The 16,813-nt window shown below is 60.7% G+C and carries 17 protein-coding genes and 2 pseudogenes; 6 read left to right on the forward strand and 13 right to left on the reverse strand.

Features of this window, described 5'->3' with window-relative positions; all coding sequences use genetic code 11:
* Positions 1 to 69: 69 nt before the first annotated feature.
* The 4 genes from OKW41_RS02735 to OKW41_RS02750 form a co-directional block, all read right to left on the reverse strand.
* Positions 70 to 786 (reverse strand): O-methyltransferase, encoded by a 717-nt coding sequence (locus OKW41_RS02735; protein ID WP_429291819.1) that lies wholly within the window; start codon positions 784 to 786, stop codon positions 70 to 72.
* A 74-nt stretch (positions 787 to 860) separates the two neighbouring features.
* Positions 861 to 1,157 (reverse strand): 4Fe-4S dicluster domain-containing protein, encoded by a 297-nt coding sequence (locus OKW41_RS02740; RefSeq protein WP_429571495.1) that lies wholly within the window; start codon positions 1,155 to 1,157, stop codon positions 861 to 863.
* A gap of 2 nt (positions 1,158 to 1,159) precedes the next feature.
* Positions 1,160 to 1,468: a hypothetical protein gene (locus tag OKW41_RS02745; RefSeq protein ID WP_429571496.1), complete on the reverse strand. Its 309-nt coding sequence runs from the start codon at positions 1,466 to 1,468 to the stop codon at positions 1,160 to 1,162.
* A 12-nt stretch (positions 1,469 to 1,480) separates the two neighbouring features.
* A complete protein-coding gene (locus OKW41_RS02750; RefSeq protein WP_429571497.1) occupies positions 1,481 to 2,062 on the reverse strand; it encodes an RNA polymerase sigma factor in 582 nt (193 codons plus the stop codon).
* 305 nt (positions 2,063 to 2,367) lie between these two features.
* Between OKW41_RS02750 and OKW41_RS02755 the strand changes: the two genes are divergently transcribed.
* A complete protein-coding gene (locus tag OKW41_RS02755) occupies positions 2,368 to 3,105 on the forward strand; it encodes a transporter substrate-binding domain-containing protein (protein WP_429571498.1) in 738 nt (245 codons plus the stop codon).
* A gap of 124 nt (positions 3,106 to 3,229) precedes the next feature.
* On the opposite strand, the gene OKW41_RS02760 is transcribed toward OKW41_RS02755, so the two are convergent.
* On the reverse strand, positions 3,230 to 4,435 hold the full coding sequence (locus OKW41_RS02760) for a TIGR03118 family protein (RefSeq protein WP_429571499.1): 1,206 nt from the start codon (positions 4,433 to 4,435) through the stop codon (positions 3,230 to 3,232).
* A 260-nt stretch (positions 4,436 to 4,695) separates the two neighbouring features.
* On the opposite strand from OKW41_RS02760, the gene OKW41_RS02765 reads away from it, so the two are divergent.
* Positions 4,696 to 5,031, forward strand: coding sequence for a hypothetical protein (locus OKW41_RS02765; RefSeq protein WP_429571500.1), 336 nt, complete (start codon positions 4,696 to 4,698; stop codon positions 5,029 to 5,031).
* A 1,032-nt stretch (positions 5,032 to 6,063) separates the two neighbouring features.
* On the opposite strand, the gene OKW41_RS02770 is transcribed toward OKW41_RS02765, so the two are convergent.
* The gene (locus OKW41_RS02770; RefSeq protein WP_429571501.1) at positions 6,064 to 7,281 is read right to left on the reverse strand and encodes an FAD-dependent monooxygenase; all 1,218 of its coding nucleotides are present in this window, start codon (positions 7,279 to 7,281) and stop codon (positions 6,064 to 6,066) included.
* 173 nt (positions 7,282 to 7,454) lie between these two features.
* On the opposite strand from OKW41_RS02770, the gene OKW41_RS02775 reads away from it, so the two are divergent.
* On the forward strand, positions 7,455 to 8,399 hold the full coding sequence (locus tag OKW41_RS02775; RefSeq protein WP_429573334.1) for a LysR family transcriptional regulator: 945 nt from the start codon (positions 7,455 to 7,457) through the stop codon (positions 8,397 to 8,399).
* A 36-nt stretch (positions 8,400 to 8,435) separates the two neighbouring features.
* Here OKW41_RS02775 and OKW41_RS02780 read toward each other — a convergent pair whose 3' ends face one another.
* Both OKW41_RS02780 and OKW41_RS02785 read right to left on the reverse strand, forming a co-directional pair.
* Complete coding sequence (locus tag OKW41_RS02780; protein WP_429571502.1) at positions 8,436 to 9,053, reverse strand: dihydrofolate reductase family protein; 618 nt, start codon at positions 9,051 to 9,053, stop codon at positions 8,436 to 8,438.
* Positions 9,054 to 9,399: 346 nt separating this feature from the next.
* Entirely contained in the window at positions 9,400 to 9,606 is a 207-nt protein-coding gene (locus OKW41_RS02785; protein ID WP_429571503.1) for a hypothetical protein, read from the reverse strand.
* Here OKW41_RS02785 and OKW41_RS02790 point away from each other — a divergent pair.
* Positions 9,533 to 10,529 (forward strand): annotated as a pseudogene (locus OKW41_RS02790) (DMT family transporter); the annotation flags it as partial. The gene OKW41_RS02785 and the pseudogene OKW41_RS02790 sit on opposite strands and share 74 nt — an antisense overlap.
* 60 nt (positions 10,530 to 10,589) lie before the next feature.
* On the opposite strand, the gene OKW41_RS02795 reads toward OKW41_RS02790, so the two are convergent.
* The 4 genes and pseudogenes from OKW41_RS02795 to OKW41_RS02810 form a co-directional block, all read right to left on the reverse strand.
* On the reverse strand, positions 10,590 to 11,657 hold the full coding sequence (locus OKW41_RS02795; RefSeq protein ID WP_429444501.1) for a rhodanese-like domain-containing protein: 1,068 nt from the start codon (positions 11,655 to 11,657) through the stop codon (positions 10,590 to 10,592).
* Between the two features lie 56 nt (positions 11,658 to 11,713).
* A complete protein-coding gene (locus OKW41_RS02800) occupies positions 11,714 to 12,370 on the reverse strand; it encodes a peroxiredoxin (RefSeq protein WP_429571504.1) in 657 nt (218 codons plus the stop codon).
* A 462-nt stretch (positions 12,371 to 12,832) separates the two neighbouring features.
* Positions 12,833 to 12,955 (reverse strand): annotated as a pseudogene (locus OKW41_RS02805) (UTP--glucose-1-phosphate uridylyltransferase); the annotation flags it as partial.
* Between the two features lie 197 nt (positions 12,956 to 13,152).
* Positions 13,153 to 13,299, reverse strand: coding sequence for a hypothetical protein (locus tag OKW41_RS02810; protein ID WP_429444505.1), 147 nt, complete (start codon positions 13,297 to 13,299; stop codon positions 13,153 to 13,155).
* Between the two features lie 88 nt (positions 13,300 to 13,387).
* Between OKW41_RS02810 and OKW41_RS02815 the strand changes: the two genes are divergently transcribed.
* Both OKW41_RS02815 and OKW41_RS02820 read left to right on the forward strand, forming a co-directional pair.
* Positions 13,388 to 13,669 (forward strand): DUF4148 domain-containing protein, encoded by a 282-nt coding sequence (locus OKW41_RS02815; RefSeq protein WP_429571505.1) that lies wholly within the window; start codon positions 13,388 to 13,390, stop codon positions 13,667 to 13,669.
* A 516-nt stretch (positions 13,670 to 14,185) separates the two neighbouring features.
* Positions 14,186 to 16,168: a phosphatase PAP2 family protein gene (locus tag OKW41_RS02820; protein WP_429571506.1), complete on the forward strand. Its 1,983-nt coding sequence runs from the start codon at positions 14,186 to 14,188 to the stop codon at positions 16,166 to 16,168.
* Positions 16,169 to 16,526: 358 nt separating this feature from the next.
* Here OKW41_RS02820 and OKW41_RS02825 read toward each other — a convergent pair whose 3' ends face one another.
* Positions 16,527 to 16,661, reverse strand: coding sequence for a hypothetical protein (locus OKW41_RS02825; RefSeq protein ID WP_429571507.1), 135 nt, complete (start codon positions 16,659 to 16,661; stop codon positions 16,527 to 16,529).
* Positions 16,662 to 16,813 lie beyond the last annotated feature (152 nt).

Consider the following 16,813-nt stretch of genomic DNA (forward strand, 5'->3'; position numbering starts at 1 on the left):
GCATCGCCGAACCTTCCAGATTGATTGGCACATGAACCGGATTCTGGACGGCGTCCACTCTTCGTCAGCCTATGACACGACGACTGTAAATTCGACCCCTGATTCAAAGTCCAGCGTCGTGGTCGAAAAGCGCGGATCGCCGTCGAGGTAGTGCTTGTATGGCCGAACGGCGTCCTCGGCGGTGTACATGTTGTCGGCGAGAACGATAGATCCCGGGCGTAGCAGGCGCTCAATCTGCTTGAACAGATTCAGATAGGTGTTGGCCCAGACGTCGATAAACACCATGTCGAAAGTGCCGTCCAGTTCGGAAACGGTCTGGAAGACATCGCCCTCCCGCAGGTCAACATAAGCGTCTACGCCCGCCGTTCTGACGTGGGCCCGAAGTTGTGCGCACTTAACAGCATCGAGTTCAGTCGCGACAACCGTCCCACTGCCTAACGTGCGAAGGGCCTCGGCGAAATACAGCGTGGACACACCGCAGGAACTGCCGAGCTCGAGGATTCGAGCTGGTCTGTGCGAAAGCACCATGTTGCGTAAGAACCGTCCCGTTTCCGCTGACACGGCTAACGATAGAGGAGTGCCTTGCGAGGATTCGAAATCTTCGCTCGATAGCCCGAGCGTTTCGAGAAACCGTCCACGGAGTCGAGGTACGAGCGTTTCGTATTCCTCCGCGAGAGTCAGAAACTCCTCGCTCGATCCCTGAAATTGCGCCTGTGCGCGGGCTATCACTTCTGTCTGGCTCTGTTCGTGAAGCTGTCGCAGAAGATCCGTGGTTGATGAAGCCATGTGCGCTCCTTGAGGAGATCGATAATACTGACCACTGCGCCAGGCGGCCTGCGCTTTTCTTAAAACGCGTGACGCTATGCCGTTCTGGCGAGCTTGATCGCGCCTTCAGGGCACGCCGTCACACAAAGACCGCACGACCGGCAGGCGTGCGCGTTCGGTGTGTAGGCGACTTTCATTCCGTGCACGCGTAGCTTGAGGCGGTGCATCAAATCGAGGCTGAGATAATCGATCTCATCGATGCGCCGGATCTCAAACACATTCTCAGGGCAGACCTCCAGGCAATCGCCCTTGCCTTCGCAACGTTTCAGGTCGACGACTGGCGCAATCACGCCCGGCTTCTGTTTGCAGTCGCCCGTTGATGTCCCGCGCATGGTCAATCTCCCCCCCGCCGGGCGCGGTCCGATCGCCATGCCGTCTGGAAATGCTCCCGTTCTTCGGGCGTCATCGCTTCCCATTTGCGCCAGTGACGCCGTTCGCGCCAGCCGCCGTGTCCGCGGAATCCGCCAAACAGGATGCGGCTCAAAACCAGCAGGCCCAACGCATGCGCGAAGTCGATCGCACGGGCGCCAACGAATAGCGCCGGAATCACCCAATTCCATAGCGTCATGACCACCCACCCGAGCACGCCTATGGCGACCACCACCAGCAGCGCTTTGCCCACACATCTGATTCGAAACTTCATCCCTCGACTCCTCTATATATCCAGTTCGTCATAAATGGCCTGCAGTCGGGCGCGCAGATGCAAGACCGCGTAGCGTTTGCGCGCGAGCAGCGTATTGAGCGCGACGCCGCTTTCCGCCACCATGTCTTTGAAGGACCGCCCCTCCAGTTCGTGCGCGATAAATACCTCACGTTGATTCGGCGGCAGCTCATCGAGCGCATCCTGCAAGGCTTTGAGCAATACAGCGCGAGCGTAAAGCGCTTCGGGGCCTGCATCGTGCGCCGGCAGGGCGAGGTCGAGGCGATACTCACCGCTGGCGTCGTCCTCGGCCTCAGACAGATCGGTCAGCGGCTGCTCCTTCTTCTTGCGAAAACGATCGATGATGCGATTGCGCGCGGCACGGAAAAGCCACGCGCTCGCCTGTTCGATCGGAGCGGGAAGCCGGTAAGCCTGCACGAATTCGTGGAACACATCCTGCAGGATGTCTTCGGCGTCGTCCGGGTCGCGTATTCGACGCCGGATAAAATTGACGAGCCTCGTGCGCTCACGCACCACGGTCGCGGCGATGTCGCTGTCTCGGTCGGTCATCGGGTGCGAGGTGGCTGGCGGTTCCATGCGCCTGAAGACGTTTCAGGAGCGCAAATATTGTGGCGAGCGCGAAAAATCTTTCCTTGAGCAACTGCCGGTTCGCTTGAGGCAGTGCGTGACAGGGTTGTGACCATTGATTGACTGGAAGACGTGGGTGCGTTTCCGTAGCGATGCCGCGCAATCCAACCAACGTCCATAAGACCGACACCCGATCCAGGCATAACCGCGTTCGTTTCAGAGAGAGCCGCCGCAACGACAACCGGGCATGTAAGTAGAATCGTCAACATTCGGCCCGGCATTTGATGGCCGTTCCCAATTGGCGAGACACAGCGATGAAGGTAACGATTGCGTACATCGAAGAACCCCCATTCGGTTGGACGGAAGCAGATGGTACCCCCACGGGCGCTGACATCGATCTGGCCGACGCGGTTCTTCGGGCGATCGGCGTAACCCGGATCGAGCATCATCTGACGTCGTTTAGTGAACTCCTGCCCGGCGTTGAAGCAGGCAGGTGGGATATGAACGTTCCGCTGTTCGTCACACGCGAACGCGCCAATATGGTCGCGTTCAGCGTCCCGGTATGGGGGATCGCAGACGGTTTTCTGGTTCGGACTGGAAACCCGAAAACGCTCGACAGCTACGTTTCGCTTGCCAAACGCGCTGATGCGCGCCTTGGCATCATAGCCGGACAGGTGCAGCACGACTCAGCGATAGCGTCTGGCGTAAGCGAGAACCAAATAGTCGTCTTCGAGCATCAGGCCGACGCTGTCGAAGCGGTTCTCTCTGGCGCCGTCGATGCGTATGCGAGCACGGCCTTGGGGAATCGGATCATTGCGAACCGGATCGGAGGCTCAATGCTCGACGCTATCGAGCACGAACCGGGAACGAAGGGCAAGCAGCAGAAGCCTCCGCTCGGGGCATTCTCGTTCAATAGAAGTAACAGCGATCTGATCCAGGCGGTAAACAAAGCCCTTCGCTCATATCTGGGCTCGCCAGATCATCGTGCTCGCATGGCGGAATTCGGCCTGACAAACAACGAGATCGATCCCGCTCTCGCGGGTCGAGTATAAGACGGGCGTCGGCCAAGTGCTGCACCGAACCGCAAAATGCTACGATTGCCCAGCACATCGCCTCGCATGAGCAATACCGCCGCTCTCGCTTCGAGAGCGGCGCTTCTCAATTGCGCGCTTAGCGCTACATTCCAATGCTCATCCCGCCGCCCGCGCTTGTGCCGGTGTTCGTACCGGTGTTCGTACCCGTGTTCGTGCCTGAGCTCGACGTCGTATTCAGATCGATTCTTCCGTAGACGCCATCGGCTTCGTTATTCGGCCCCGCCGCGAAGAAGAGCGTGCTGGAAGGCTGATTGCTGAGATCGTTGCCGAACGCGATGCCCCACACGCCGTGCTCGACGATCGGACTGCCGTTCGGTCCACTGATCTGTCCCATCGACTGACCGCTCGACGCGTTGAACGCATTGATCATGCCATCGCCGAAATTGCCGATCAGAATTGCGCCGCTCATCGAGCCGAAGTTACCGGGCGCTTGCGCAATCCCCCACGGCGCGTTCAACGGACCGCCCGTCGCGAAGCGTTGCTTCAGGTTGCCCGCGGTGTCGTACACATCGACCATGCCGAGCCCCGCGCCCGGGACATCGTCGTGTTTGGCTGCGTCTTGCATCGCGTAGGTGACGAACAGATTCGAGCCGATCGCCTGAATGCCGAACGGCGCGAAGCCGGCTGGAATCGTCGGGTCCGTGAAGGCGCCGGGCATCGCGACCTTCGTGAACGAGGTATCGAAGACGTCGATCTTGTTGTTATGGAAGTCCGTCGCGTAAAGGAAGTTGCCGTTGTTCATCGCGGCAAGCGCGAGACCCTTGTAGACGGCGCCGCCCGTACCGTCGTCGTACATGACGAACGCATTGGTCGGCCCTACGGCGGGCGCCCACGCGGTGATGGTGCCGCCTTCGCCCGTGAAGATGAACGCAGCGACTCCAGACTTGCCGTTTTCCGTGACGCGGAAGCTTTGTGTTCCATTGAAAACGATGCCCGTGGGCGATGCGGAGCCGTTCTTGCCGTCGGGTATCGTGACGACCAGCGATTGCGGCACGCCATTGCCGTCATAGAGCGTCGCGACGTTGGTGCCGTTGTTCGCGACCCAGACGAAACCTTTGGGATTGAAGGCCACGCCCCAAGGGTTTTTCAGATTAGCGTCGGTGTGTGCAGCGGGCACCGCGCCATCGGATACGAGGGCCGTCGCTGTGAATGACGACTGGACGGGTGGGCTCGCGCTGCTCGAACTCGAGCCACCGCTGCCACCGCCGCCACCGCCGCCGCATGACATCAGAGTCGCGACGGCCGCGCCGCATGCAAGGACGCCGAATATAGCGAGTAGAGACTTCATGACCGCTCCTTGTTCTGCGCAAAGGACCTAACGGTCAATGAACGAGAACGGCGCCGGGTTTATTCCGGCGGAGAGCGGGCTTATTTCGCGGCAGATCTCGTGAGATCCAATGGCTGGATTCGCCCCACGACCGCCACTCTGTGCGCCGCCGATCGCTCCGCTACCTACAAAAGCACGCGGCACGCTGTTTGCGACATTCCTGTAGCGCAGGCGGCAACTGTCTGCGTCTATCTTCCAGTCCAATCAAGGAGGGGCGGATCATGAGCAAGGCAACCATCACACTAGTCGCGGCCGTCGCCGCACTCTCGCTGTCGGGCGGCGCTTATGCGCAGGCGGCCGGAGGCCAGAGCGGCAGCGGTTCGACCGGCACAGCCGGCAGCACGGCTAGTCCGTCGAACCAGATGAACGGCGCAACGACGGGCGGCTACGGCATGCCAGGCACCACCAACACGGACAGCGGCATGGGCGCCAAGGCGCCGAACTCGGGCCTGCCGAGCAGCAATAGCAGCTCGACGTCTGACACCACCGCCGCTCCCAAGAGCAACAACACGCTGGCGACCCCAAGCGTGGTGTCGCCAGCCGCTACCGGCCATTAACAGCTGGTAGAAATGACCGTCAGCCGCGAATCAGCGCAAGCACAAAGGGCTGCGATCGCAGCGACATAGGTGCAATTGCGGCCGGCGCGCAGTTTCCCGGATATCAGGCGCTAGCTAATGCGACCGATCTACGCGGTTCCATGCTGTCGCTATTCGACATTTCTCCACCGGGAACTACGCGCCGGGTTTCCAGGCAACGCGTGAACTCCAGGATTTACGGCTCGCATCAGAGGCCGCAGAGCCGGTAGGTCCCGCGTTGTCGGTCACTCGATGCCGTGCATGAGCGTATGGATGTCACACGCGAACCCATTTTTCACAATATCGATGCCAGTTTGGGCAATCGAAGCAAAAGTCCAGCAAGCAGATAGCACGACGCGCAAGCGACGCTACCCGTGACCGCGAACTTCAGCAGAGGAGCTGCGGGTACGTTTCTCCACGCCAACGCGACGGCAACCAGAACGGGCGGATGAATAACGTAGATCGTGTAGGCACGTCGCGACAGCGGCTGCCACGCGCCAACGAGTCTGTCGAAGCGTCGCTAGAAATTGCTTGCGAGAAATAATATCGTTCCCCACGCGACAAATGGCTCCCAGAACGTGTAGACGATTGCCAGCGGACGACCGCGCAATTCAGGAAGGTATGCGCCAAGAAAGTAGACGAGCGGCAATATAGGTAACGTGATCAGAGTGACGCGCCACCATAGCCCGACTTGGCGTTCCGGCAAACGTTCGATCCAATGCGATCGGGCTGTACAGCAACCCGCCGCGTATAACACGACATAGCTCGCGAAGTACCCGAGTTGAAGACCCCATACGTTGGAACAGGCCTTTATCGCGGGCATGGGGGACGAGGTGGATATCGGACCCGCCGGCTATCTGGCCGGATATGCAGTGGCGAGAGACAATTTGCGCCTTGGTTCGACCGTCGTCACGGATTCGGTCAATGGGTGCATGTGACGCGTCGTGGCTGGAGAGCGGCGCCTGGCATGAGCATGCGGCCCACCGCCTCCCTATTGAAGCCTCATGGAGAGGCTCAAAGCCACGTGCCCCCTTGCCGCGCGCTCGGCTCTTGCGCGAACGCATCGAAATCGTGAATCCAGTCGAGGTGTTGCAGTATGCTGTCGCGCGCCCCTAGCCGCGCGTTGCGTTCCTGCGCGGCGGGGCCGTCCGGCAGATGCAACACGTCCGCGGTGCTGATCGACGCGTACTGCACTTTGCGCGTGCGGCCCCGGCGCAGACGCTCGTAGGCTTCCTGCGCTTCCCGCCACTTACCCGGGCCCGCCTTGGCGAGTTGCGCGGCCAGCACCACGGCATCCTCGATCGACTGGTTGGCGCCCTGGCCGTGATGCGGCACGAGCGCATGCGCGGCATCGCCGATCAGCGTCACGCGGCCCTTGCTCCAGCGGCCAAGCGGCGGACGGTGAAACAGGCCCCAGCGCTGACTGATCGGCACGGCCGTGATCATCTGCACGACGGCCGGATGCCAGTCCTTGAACAGGCGCAGCTGCTCGCCTTCGGTCGACGGCATGACCCAGTCGCGCGACGGCCACGGCGACGGATGACGCTCGACCAGCAGGAAGTTCTGATCGCCCTTGTCGCCGATCGGATAATGCAGCAGATGGCCGCCGGGCCCGACCCAGAACTGGATCGTCTCTGGATCGGGCAACAGGTCCATGCGCTCGGCCGGCACGATGCCACGAAAGCCCGAGCAACCGGAATACAGCACGTCGTCGTAGCCGAGCATCCAGCGTCGCGTAATCGAGCGTGCGCCGTCGGCGCCGATCACGAGATCGGCATCGATGCGCCGACCGTTGTCGAATGCGAGACTCACGCGATCGGGATGCTGCGCGAGATCGATCAAGCGATGGCTGAGCTCGATGTGCTCGAGACCAACTGCCTTCGACAGCACCGCCTGCAGATCGGCGCGATGAACGCCCCAGTACGAGCCACCGAACTGCTCGCGATAGCTGGGCTTGCCGCGATGATGTCCAATGACGCTGCCGGTGCGGCCATCGCGATAAATGAGCCCGGGTACTTCGGCGCACACGTTTTCGAACGCGGAGCGTAGCCCCATGCGCTCGTAAAAGCGCGTCGCGTTGGCCGACAGTGCGACGGCCGCGCCCACTTCGCGCAACTCATCGGTCTGCTCGTAGAGTTGCGCATCGATGCCATGTTCGCGTAGTGCGAGCGCCAGCGTAAGGCCGCCGATGCCGGCGCCGACGATCGCGATGCTCAGATCCATCCGGTTCATGATTGTGTCTCCGATATGCGGGTTTATCGATTTGGGCCACTCTGGAACGCGCGCTCGGCGCGTCGCATGCGGATACCGTGTTGGTATTTTCAGCACTAGACGATCATTGCTCAATAAGATGAAATGAATCTACTTCATCACTGAAATGAATGACCTTAGGTCATGCCGAAGCCATGGAACTGAGCGATCTCGATCTCAACCTGCTGCTGCTGTTCCAGCGACTGATGCAGGAGCGGCGCGTGGCGAGCGTCGCCGAGCAAATGAACATGAGCCAGCCGGGCGTCAGCAATGCGCTCGCGAAGCTGCGCCGCCTGCTGGGTGATCCGCTGTTCGTGCGCGCGCCGGGCGGCGTGGTGCCTACCCCGTTCGCGCTGCGTCTCGCGGAACCGGTCTCGCAGGCGCTCGCCACCTTGCACGCCGCGCTCAATCCGATGACGGGCTTCGATCCGCTGCGCGAGATCCGTACGATGACAATCGGTATGACCGACATCGGCGAAGTCGTGTTTTTGCCCGCGTTGCTGGAACGATTGTCGCGCGTCGCGCCAGGCATCGCGATGAATACGGTACGCAATACGAGCGTCAATCTGAGCAACGAAATGGCCGACGGCCGAGTCGACCTGGCGATCGGTCTGTTGCCGCAATTGAAGGGTGGTTTCTATCAGCGGCGTCTGTTCGATCAGCGCTACGTCTGTCTGTTCAGGCGCGCTCACCCACTCGAGGACGCGCCGCTCACGCTTTCCGCGTGGCGCGAAGCCGAGCATCTGGTGGTGGTGTCGGCCGGCACCGGCCACGGTCAAGTGGACGAGTGGCTGAAACGGCGCGGCGTGCGGCGTCAGGTGCGACTGACGGTGCCGCACTTTATGAGCGTCGGCTACATCCTGCAACGTACCGACCTGATCGCCACGGTGCCCGAGCGCCTCGCTCTGGAGTTGGCCACGCCGTTCTCGCTTAGCCTGCGCGCGCTGCCGATGACGCTGCCCGCCGCGCCGATCCATTTGTTGTGGCACGAGCGCGTCCATCAGGATGAAGGCAATCGCTGGCTGCGCGAGGTCGTGATCGACCTGTTCGCCGATACCGTGGCGCGTGGCAGGCGAGCGCGGGACGTGAGGAAGAAATAGGCCTTCGTTTGTAAGCGTCGATCGGAAGCTTCGCGCTTACTCGAACGTTCCGGTTCGGACTTCGCCGTTGCGGGCGTAGCGCGTGATCAGCACGCCGCCGGGGGTGCTCGTCGCGTGTGCCAGCGTGAAGGCGGACGCTTGTGCGTCGTTGCCGAACAGGCGTTTGCCGTGCCCGAGCATGACGGGATAAATCAGGAGTTGGAGTTCATCCACGAGGCCCGCCGCCAGCAATTGGCGCACCATGTCGCCGCTGCCAAACGTCAATAGATCGGCACCGTCCTGAAGTTTCAGCGCGCGTATCGCGTCGGCAAGGTCTCCGTTCAGCGCATGACTGTTGTGCCAATCGAGCGTATCGGATCGATGCGTGGCCACGTGCTTGCGGACCTGATTGAACTGGTCGGCCATGTCGCGGTTGCGTGAATCGGCCGGTACATATGGCCAATAAGACGCGAATATGTCGTACGTGCAACGCCCTAGCAGCAACTCGAACGGCTGCGCGAGCAGATGATGCACACTTGCGCCGACCGCTTCGTCGGCGTAAGGGACGATCCACCCACCCAAACGAAAATCACCACTGGCATCCTCCTCGGGCGCGCCGGGGGATTGAGCGACGCCATCCAGACTGAGGAACATGGAAACGATGTGCTTGCGCATGATGTGCTCCTGGGCGATGAACCTGATCGGTTCCATCTATACGACGAACCAGTCGCGTGCGGATCGACAATCGACGTCCGCACCGGGTGAAGCCGCGCGAGCGAGCATCGCGCGGTCGGCGCACAATGACTGGACCCACGGGTGCCTGCGCCGCAGGTGTGAAGGTGCGCACCACTCGCCAGCGCATGGTCGGAAGATCGCCCGACACAGTGATGCGAACATAGCAGCCGGCGTAACGTCCGGTCGCCCGTGGCATTTCGTTCGATGGCCGATGGGTCTCAGCGGCCGTATTTGGCGTGCCCGTGCGACGCGTGGCAAGACGCGAAGCAGCCGCATCCGCCTGATATTACAATTCCATTTGCGTACAATTTCGCAAAGCCTTCATGCGGTATCGCTGAAAGGCAAAAAAGCGATACAGCAATAAAAAAGCACTGCTGTGGCCTGCCCACACTGTGCACAAAGACAACATCACCAGAAACATGTCCGTACCTTTAGCAACAACCGGATCGCGCGATTCCGCGCGGTTATTCACCCAACCGAAAGTGCTCGTCATTGTGGCGACCGTATGCTGCCTGCTGTGGGGCAGTTCGTACCCGGCAATTAAAATTGGCTATGCGTTGCTCGGAATCACGCAAAACGATATTCCTTCAAAGCTGATCTTCGCAGGCTACCGGTTCGTGCTCGCGGGACTGTTGTTGTTGATTCTCGCTACCCTCTCGAAGAAGCCTCTTTTCGATTTGAATCGGCGCCATAGCGGACAACTGATGCTATTGGGTTTCACGCAAACGGCCATTCAATACGTTTTCTTCTATATCGGTCTCGCCTACACGACCGGCGTTCGCGGTTCGATCCTGAATTCGACAACGACCTTCTTCAGTGCGCTGCTTGCCCATTTCATCTACAGGAACGACAAGGTCTCGCCACGCAAGGCACTTGGATGCCTGCTGGGATTCGTCGGCGTGATGGTCGTCAATTATTGGCGGCGGTCTGTTTGAATTTGCGTTCACCTTGCTCGGCGAAGGCTTTATCGTTATTGCCGCATTCGTGCTTTCCGCTGCATCGATTTACGGAAAGCGCATTTCGCAGAGCATGGGCGTCATGGTCATGACGGGTCATCAACTCGGGTTTGGCGGCGCCGCTCTGCTTGCGGCGGGCTACGCGACCGGTGGTTCGTTGCACGCGTTCACGCTGGCATCGATGGCATTGCTGGCCTATCTCGCTTTGCGGTCCGCAGTGGCCTTCACCTTGTGGAGTCTTCTGCTGAAATATAACCAGGTTGGCAAAGCTACCGTTTTCAATTTCCTGGTGCCCGTGTTCGGTACCGTGCTATCCGCGATATGTCTGAACGAGAACATCATGGAATTGAAGAATCTCGTCGCGCTGGTGCTCGTATGCGGGGGGATCCGGCTGGTCACGCGGCCGGCGCAGCGGAGCGCTGGCTATTCGAAGGCTGGCGCGGCTTTGGGGCAAGGTCGAGGCTGTCTGTCGCCAAGGCCAAGGCTGAGCTTGTGGGAGTTCCGAAGCGCCAATTCCCCCTCAAACACTATCCGACGCAACCGGCAACCCCTCCGTCCTCCACCGCAGCATCCCACCGGCAAGATTCGCCACCTTGCCGAACCCCGCCTTCGTCAGCAACACGCTTGCCTGCGCCGAGCGCACGCCGGACCGGCACACCGCGACCACCGGCCGCTCGCGCTCCAGTTCATCGAGCCGCCCTGTCAATTGCGACAGCGGCACCAGCTTCGCGCCCGGCAGATGACCCAAACGATCGATGAACTCGGGCGCCTCGCGCACATCGACGATCTGAAACGCGGCGCCATGCTCGAGCAGCGCCATCGGCTCGATTTCCCACACGCCGCTAAAGCGCAGCGTCAACGGTGCCCAATCCGGCGTTTCGGTCGCAACTTCGGCGCCGCCTTCCGGCTGCCCGCAACGCATGTTTGCGGGCACCGCGACCGCCATCTGCTTCGGATGCGGCAAATTCAGGTTGTTCATGTAACCGGCGAAATCGCCGACGTCGACGTCGCCGCCCAGACGCGGATTGAAGCGCCGCTCCTCGGTCACGCTCGTCACCGTGATGCCGCGATAATCGTGCGCGGGATAGAGGAGGCAGTCGTCCGGCAGCGACAGGATCTGCTCGCGCACGGACGCGAACAACTGCTGCGGACTGCCCTGCTGGAAATCGGTGCGGCCACAGCCGCGAATCAGCAGGCTGTCACCGGTAAAGGCCATGCTCAGATCGTCGAGCACGTAGGTCAGGCAGCCGTTCGTATGGCCAGGCGTTGCGCGCACGGTCAGATGACGCGTGCCGAAGTCGATCCGATCGCCATGCGCGAGCGGTCGCGTGACGCCTTTCGCCTCGACGACCCCGGCAAGCCCGATCTCGCTGCCGCAACGCAAACGCATGCGCCATGCGCCGGTTACGTGATCAGCGTGCACATGGGTATCGAGCGTCGTGAGCAGCCATAGGCCCAGCTCGCGCAGCAGCGCCTGATCGCGCGGCACCTGCTCGTAGACGGGGTCGATGAGCACCGCCTCGCCGCTGTCGCCGAGTAAGTACGTGTAGGTCGACGAAGCAGGATCGAACAGCTGACGAAAAATCATCTGTATCCCTTAGGAAAGTCGGCGAGGCGGCCGCAAGCGGCCGCCGTGCACATCTGTCAGCCCGGTTGCTTGGTGGTGCGCAGATACGGTTTGATGGTCTTGAAACCAGGGAAAATCTGCTGCGCCTCTTCGTTACTGACCGCGGACGTGATGATCACATCTTCGCCCTGCTTCCAGTTGACCGGCGTCGCGACCCTGTGTTTGGCGGTCAGTTGGATCGAATCGAGCACGCGCAGGATTTCGTCGAAGTTGCGGCCGGTGCTCATCGGGTAGGTCAGCGTCAGCTTGATCTTCTTGTCGGGACCGATGATGAAGACCGAGCGCACGGTCGCGTTGGTCGCGGCGGTGCGGCCCTCGCTGGTATCGCCCGCGTCGGCCGGCAGCATGTTGTACAGCTTGGCGATCGCGAGGTCGGTGTCGCCGATCATCGGGTATTTGACGGCGGCGCCCTGCGTTTCCTCGATGTCCGCGGCCCATTTTTCGTGGTCTTCGACCGGATCGACCGACAACCCGATCAGCTTCGCGTTGCGCCTGGTGAACTCCGGCTCGATCTTCGCCATGTAGCCCAGTTCAGTCGTGCAAACTGGCGTGAAGTCTTTCGGATGAGAGAACAGGACCGCCCATTGGTCGCCGATCCAGTCGTGGAAATCGATGGTGCCCTGCGTGGTCCGCGCGGTGAAGTTGGGCGCGGTGTCATTGATACGAAGTGACATATTGCCGTCCTGTGAAGTCGTGGTTAAGAGGAAGACCCGAGCCAGGCCTGTCTGCATCGGTCCAACACGAGCCCGGTTAATCTCGGGGATTGAAAATCACCAACGCTCACAACGATAGATGAAGCTTTCGCGGCGCATACACGCGCGACAAGTAGGGCGTCGCCGTGCAGAAGAAGCTCGAGATCGCCACCTGTCGGGCGAGTACGAGCGTTGCCGCATCGCGCAGTGAGATTTCAAATATAGCGCGTTACGCACAAGCCATGCTGACACCCATCGAAGTCAGTCCGGCTGGCCACTTCGAAACGGCTTAGGGGAATGACGTTTACCGGTAAATCATGGACATTCGACGCGCCGGCGTGTGTTCGATAGCGCACGGATTTACCGACCCTGATTTGATCAGACCGTTCGGTGGTCCAATGCCGGGCGCTAATGCGTGGTGCCCGGCGTGGCCGTCTCGTCGTCTGGGTCGTCGCCGATCAGCTTTTGCGCGCACAACACCGCGTGACCGAGTCCGAGCGGCTCGGCCTGCCGAACATAGATGCAGTTGACGATGGGCGGTTTGATGCTTTGCACGAGCTCGGCGAGGCGCGTCGGAGCGTGCGGTACTGAAGCGCTTGCAACAAACGCAGCCTCCGTCCGCTCGAAAAACATCGGCTGAATGCTCGCCATGATGGCCCGGTTTGGCGGCGCAGTGCGGATATTCGCGATTGCGGCGGGTCAGTCCGCAGTGCCTGGCGAGTCAGGCGAACCCGGTTCGTCAAAGAGACTGCCAGATCGCCTTTTTATCGATAAACGGTCGGAACATGGCTGGCGAACGCCGCGCATTTTTCGGAGACGGGATAAGCGGCTTTTAAGGTTGCAGGGCGTACCTTCATATCCACGCGCTGAATACCGGGCACCCCGTCGATCGCTATCTGTTCGCGGTCCATCTCAGCGCGAAGATCGACTCGCTTTCAATGCAGTTAGCGTGGTCCATTCGATCCATCGAAATTTGCCTATTCATCAAGGAGCCAACTTATGAAAGTACTTATCACTCATGCGATCCTTGCAACCACAATCGCCATTCCAGCGCTCTCGTCGGCGCAGCCCCTCACTCGCTCCGAGGTGGAAGCGAGCGTCATACAGGCGGAACAGAACGGCACGCTCCATCAGTCGAAAGTGCACTATCCGGACGAGAGCAGCCCGCGGCAGGCACACGCGAATAACGACTACGGTTCAGGGCCGGTAGTGAATTCGCAATCCGGACATCGCCTTTCCTTCGCAACGCCCTCAGATAACGCGCTTTTCTCGCATCACTGAAGTGCTGGTGAGCGTTCGACATTCCATACGAGCGCGTTTCGGTACTTCCACACGCCTAACTTCCGGTTCTCATGCGGACGTCGCGCGTCCGCTCCAACGTCGATATGAAAAAGCTGGTGCGCTCGATTGACTTCATTCTGTTGACCGCCGCGTCGGTAGGCCTCGTCATGTTTGTCCTCTGGCGAGTGGCGACGGTAAAGGGGTGGTTTTAGGCTCACGCGAAACGGTTGTCCGTTAATGGATCGCCCTGTGGTTGGCGTTCCGAATCGACATTGCATCAATACCTCGCGGAATGAAACCTTTCGCATGCTTCGCGAATGTGGATGAGCCGCAATCAAATACTAAGGAGTTCTGCGTTCACACGTCTGCGACGCATGTGCAGCTTCCACCACCAGGTCTTCCGGGATACCTGCGAATCGCGCCACGATATCCGATACCACGTAATCAGTCGCAACAATGCCGTCATAATTCACCCGCACAATCCGACGCCACCAACAACCACAAGAAAGTCTCGTGATGCCTCATTTTCGCGTCTCTCTCCCGCTGCGCCTCACGGTGCTCGCAAGCGTGGCGGCACTAGCCGCGTGCGGTGGTAGCAATGATTCTTCTACGCCGACCGCCTCGAACACTTCGACGACGACGGCGACGGCCTCGATCCCGGCGCCCCCTGCCGACCCCGGTTTTGTCGACAACGCCGCAATCCCCGACGTGCCCGCGTTCGTCGACACGATTGCGACTAACCAGCGCGGCGATGCGCGATATGCGACGCTCGCCACGAATGCGGGCGTGCGTGTCGTCTCGCGATTCCTCGACATCTGGCAACCGTTGACCGAGATCGTCGATGCGGGCGTCTCCGCGCCCGCCAATGGTTCCTTTCCGGCTGTCGTGCAGTCCACGTGGACAGGACTACCCAATGACGGTACGCCGGGTGGGGCTGTCGTGAACAGTGCCGTCCATTCCGCAAACATTCAATTCGTGGTCACCGAGACGACCAACCGAACTCAGGCGCAGGCCGACGCAGCCTACTACGACGACCGGCGCGGCAAAGGTTATAGCGTGACCGATGGCATGGGACCGCTCACCAATGCGTGGCGCGCGGCGGCGCAGCAGGTAACGACCATCACGTCGATTCCGGCGGATGCGACGACCGTTCTGTACAACGACAACGGCAACAACATCGGCGTCGGCAGCAGTGGCGGCAACACCAGTTTCGGCCAGGTTGTCGACCTGCTCAACATCATGGGCAACAACGCGTCCACCGAGCCGGCCAAGCGCTTCTACAAATACGCCCGGCCATACCGCTGGAGCACGAGTGTCGTGGTAGATCCGACTCTGGTGCCTGCCGAGAGCACCACGCCTTCGACCGATGGCGGATTTATCAGCGGTCACGAGGCGGAGGCCATGCGCGACGCGATGACGATGGCCTACGTGCTGCCGGAGCGGTTCCAGGAGATGGCGAGCCGCGGCCTCGAACTTGGCGAAAACCGCATTTTCGCCGGTATGCACTCGCCGCTCGACGTCATTGCTGGTCGAATGTTTGCACTTGCGGCGACTGCTGCGAATCTTTCCGATCCGAGCAACGCCACGTTGAAGAGCGCCGCATTTAGCCAGGCGCACGCGGCCCTGATGCAGTCGACGAATACCAGTTCGACGAGCTTCGCCGCTTTCGCCCACTCCGGCACGGCAGCGACGGACCGCTTCGCCGACTACGCGACGAACAAAGCGGACTTCACTCGCCGTATGACGTTCGGCTTTGCTCCGATCGAATCGATCAATGCGCCTCCCGTTGTGCCGAAGGGTGCGGAGGTGTTACTGGAGACGCGCTTTCCGTATCTGAGCGCTGAGCAGCGCCGCGTGGTGCTCAAAACGACCGAGCTTCCTTCTGGCTATCCGATCATGGACGATGCGGAAGGGTGGGGCCGCCTCAACATGTTTGCAGCCGGGGACGGATATGGTGCGTTCCATGGCAGCGTCATCGTTTCGATGGATACGTCCCAGGGCGGATTCAACGCGTCGGATCTGTGGCGCAACGACATTGCCGGCGCAGGGAAGTTGACGCTGCAGGGTAGCGGAACATTGAAGCTCGGCGGCAACAACACCTGGTCGGGCGGCTCCCAGGTAAGTGGCGGCGTGCTCGAGGCCGATTCTCCGAATGCGTTCGGCACGGGCGACGTGTATGTGGGTGCGGGTGGCATCACCATTGCGGCGGCGTCGCCCGTGGCCATCGTCGGCAAGTACACGCAGCTCGCCGGCACGACACTCGAACTCGACATTGACGGTAAAGGCGCCGGCCAACTGCACGTTGGTAATCAGCTGACCATCGCCGGCGGCACGCTACACGTGAAGTTCGTGAACGGCTATGCGCCCAAGGTCGGCGACACCATCGATCTGATCGATGGCAACGGGGCGACGAAGCAGTTCACGACGATCACGGTCGACGGCCACAAGGCGACGCCGGTCTACTCGTCGACCGGCGTGTCGGTGCACATCGATTCGTAATTCGGCCATATTGGTGGCTATGCGTCGCCCGGATAACCCGCTGTCTGTAATGCGGATGATCGATGCCGGGCTGGGTCGCGATGCGCGTCATCCATGAGGTGCGCACCGCGCTCGCGTAGACCTCGCTCAGCACGCGCAGGCCGCCCACCAGTGCCGTCATTTCGGGAGCCGTGAGCGTAAGCTGTTGCGCCTTATCGATGAGCAGTACTTCAGCCGGCGCAAAGCGTCCGCTCCAATCCGGACGACGGCCTCTAACTCCAGGCGCAAATGCGTCACATCGCCGGCCACCTGCAAATCGACTCTTTGCAGATTCGTTATGCGTGAACAACGACCGTCGGTTTTCCACTATCTTCCGCCGTCAATCTCGCTGTTCAAGTTCGTCGCTTCCCTGCAGTTTGTTTCGCAGCGCTGTCACGACACGGCGGGTTGCGTCCATATCCCTGGTCTGGATGCCGTCTGAAAGGCTATTGACCCAGGGCGCCTGCAGCTTCATGGCCGCGTCGAACGTCTGCCTTCCCCGGCGGATTCAACCGGTCGATGCAATAGTTCGATGGAATCGTTCAGCTGGTGTCTCGTAATCCAGTGCCTTTCGTGGTCGCTCGTTCAGCCGTCGTGCCACGGCGATCTCGTCTTGCCACCGAGCGC

The sequence above is a fragment of the Paraburkholderia sp. UCT70 genome, from assembly GCF_050434085.1.
GTDB lineage: Bacteria > Pseudomonadota > Gammaproteobacteria > Burkholderiales > Burkholderiaceae > Paraburkholderia > Paraburkholderia tuberum.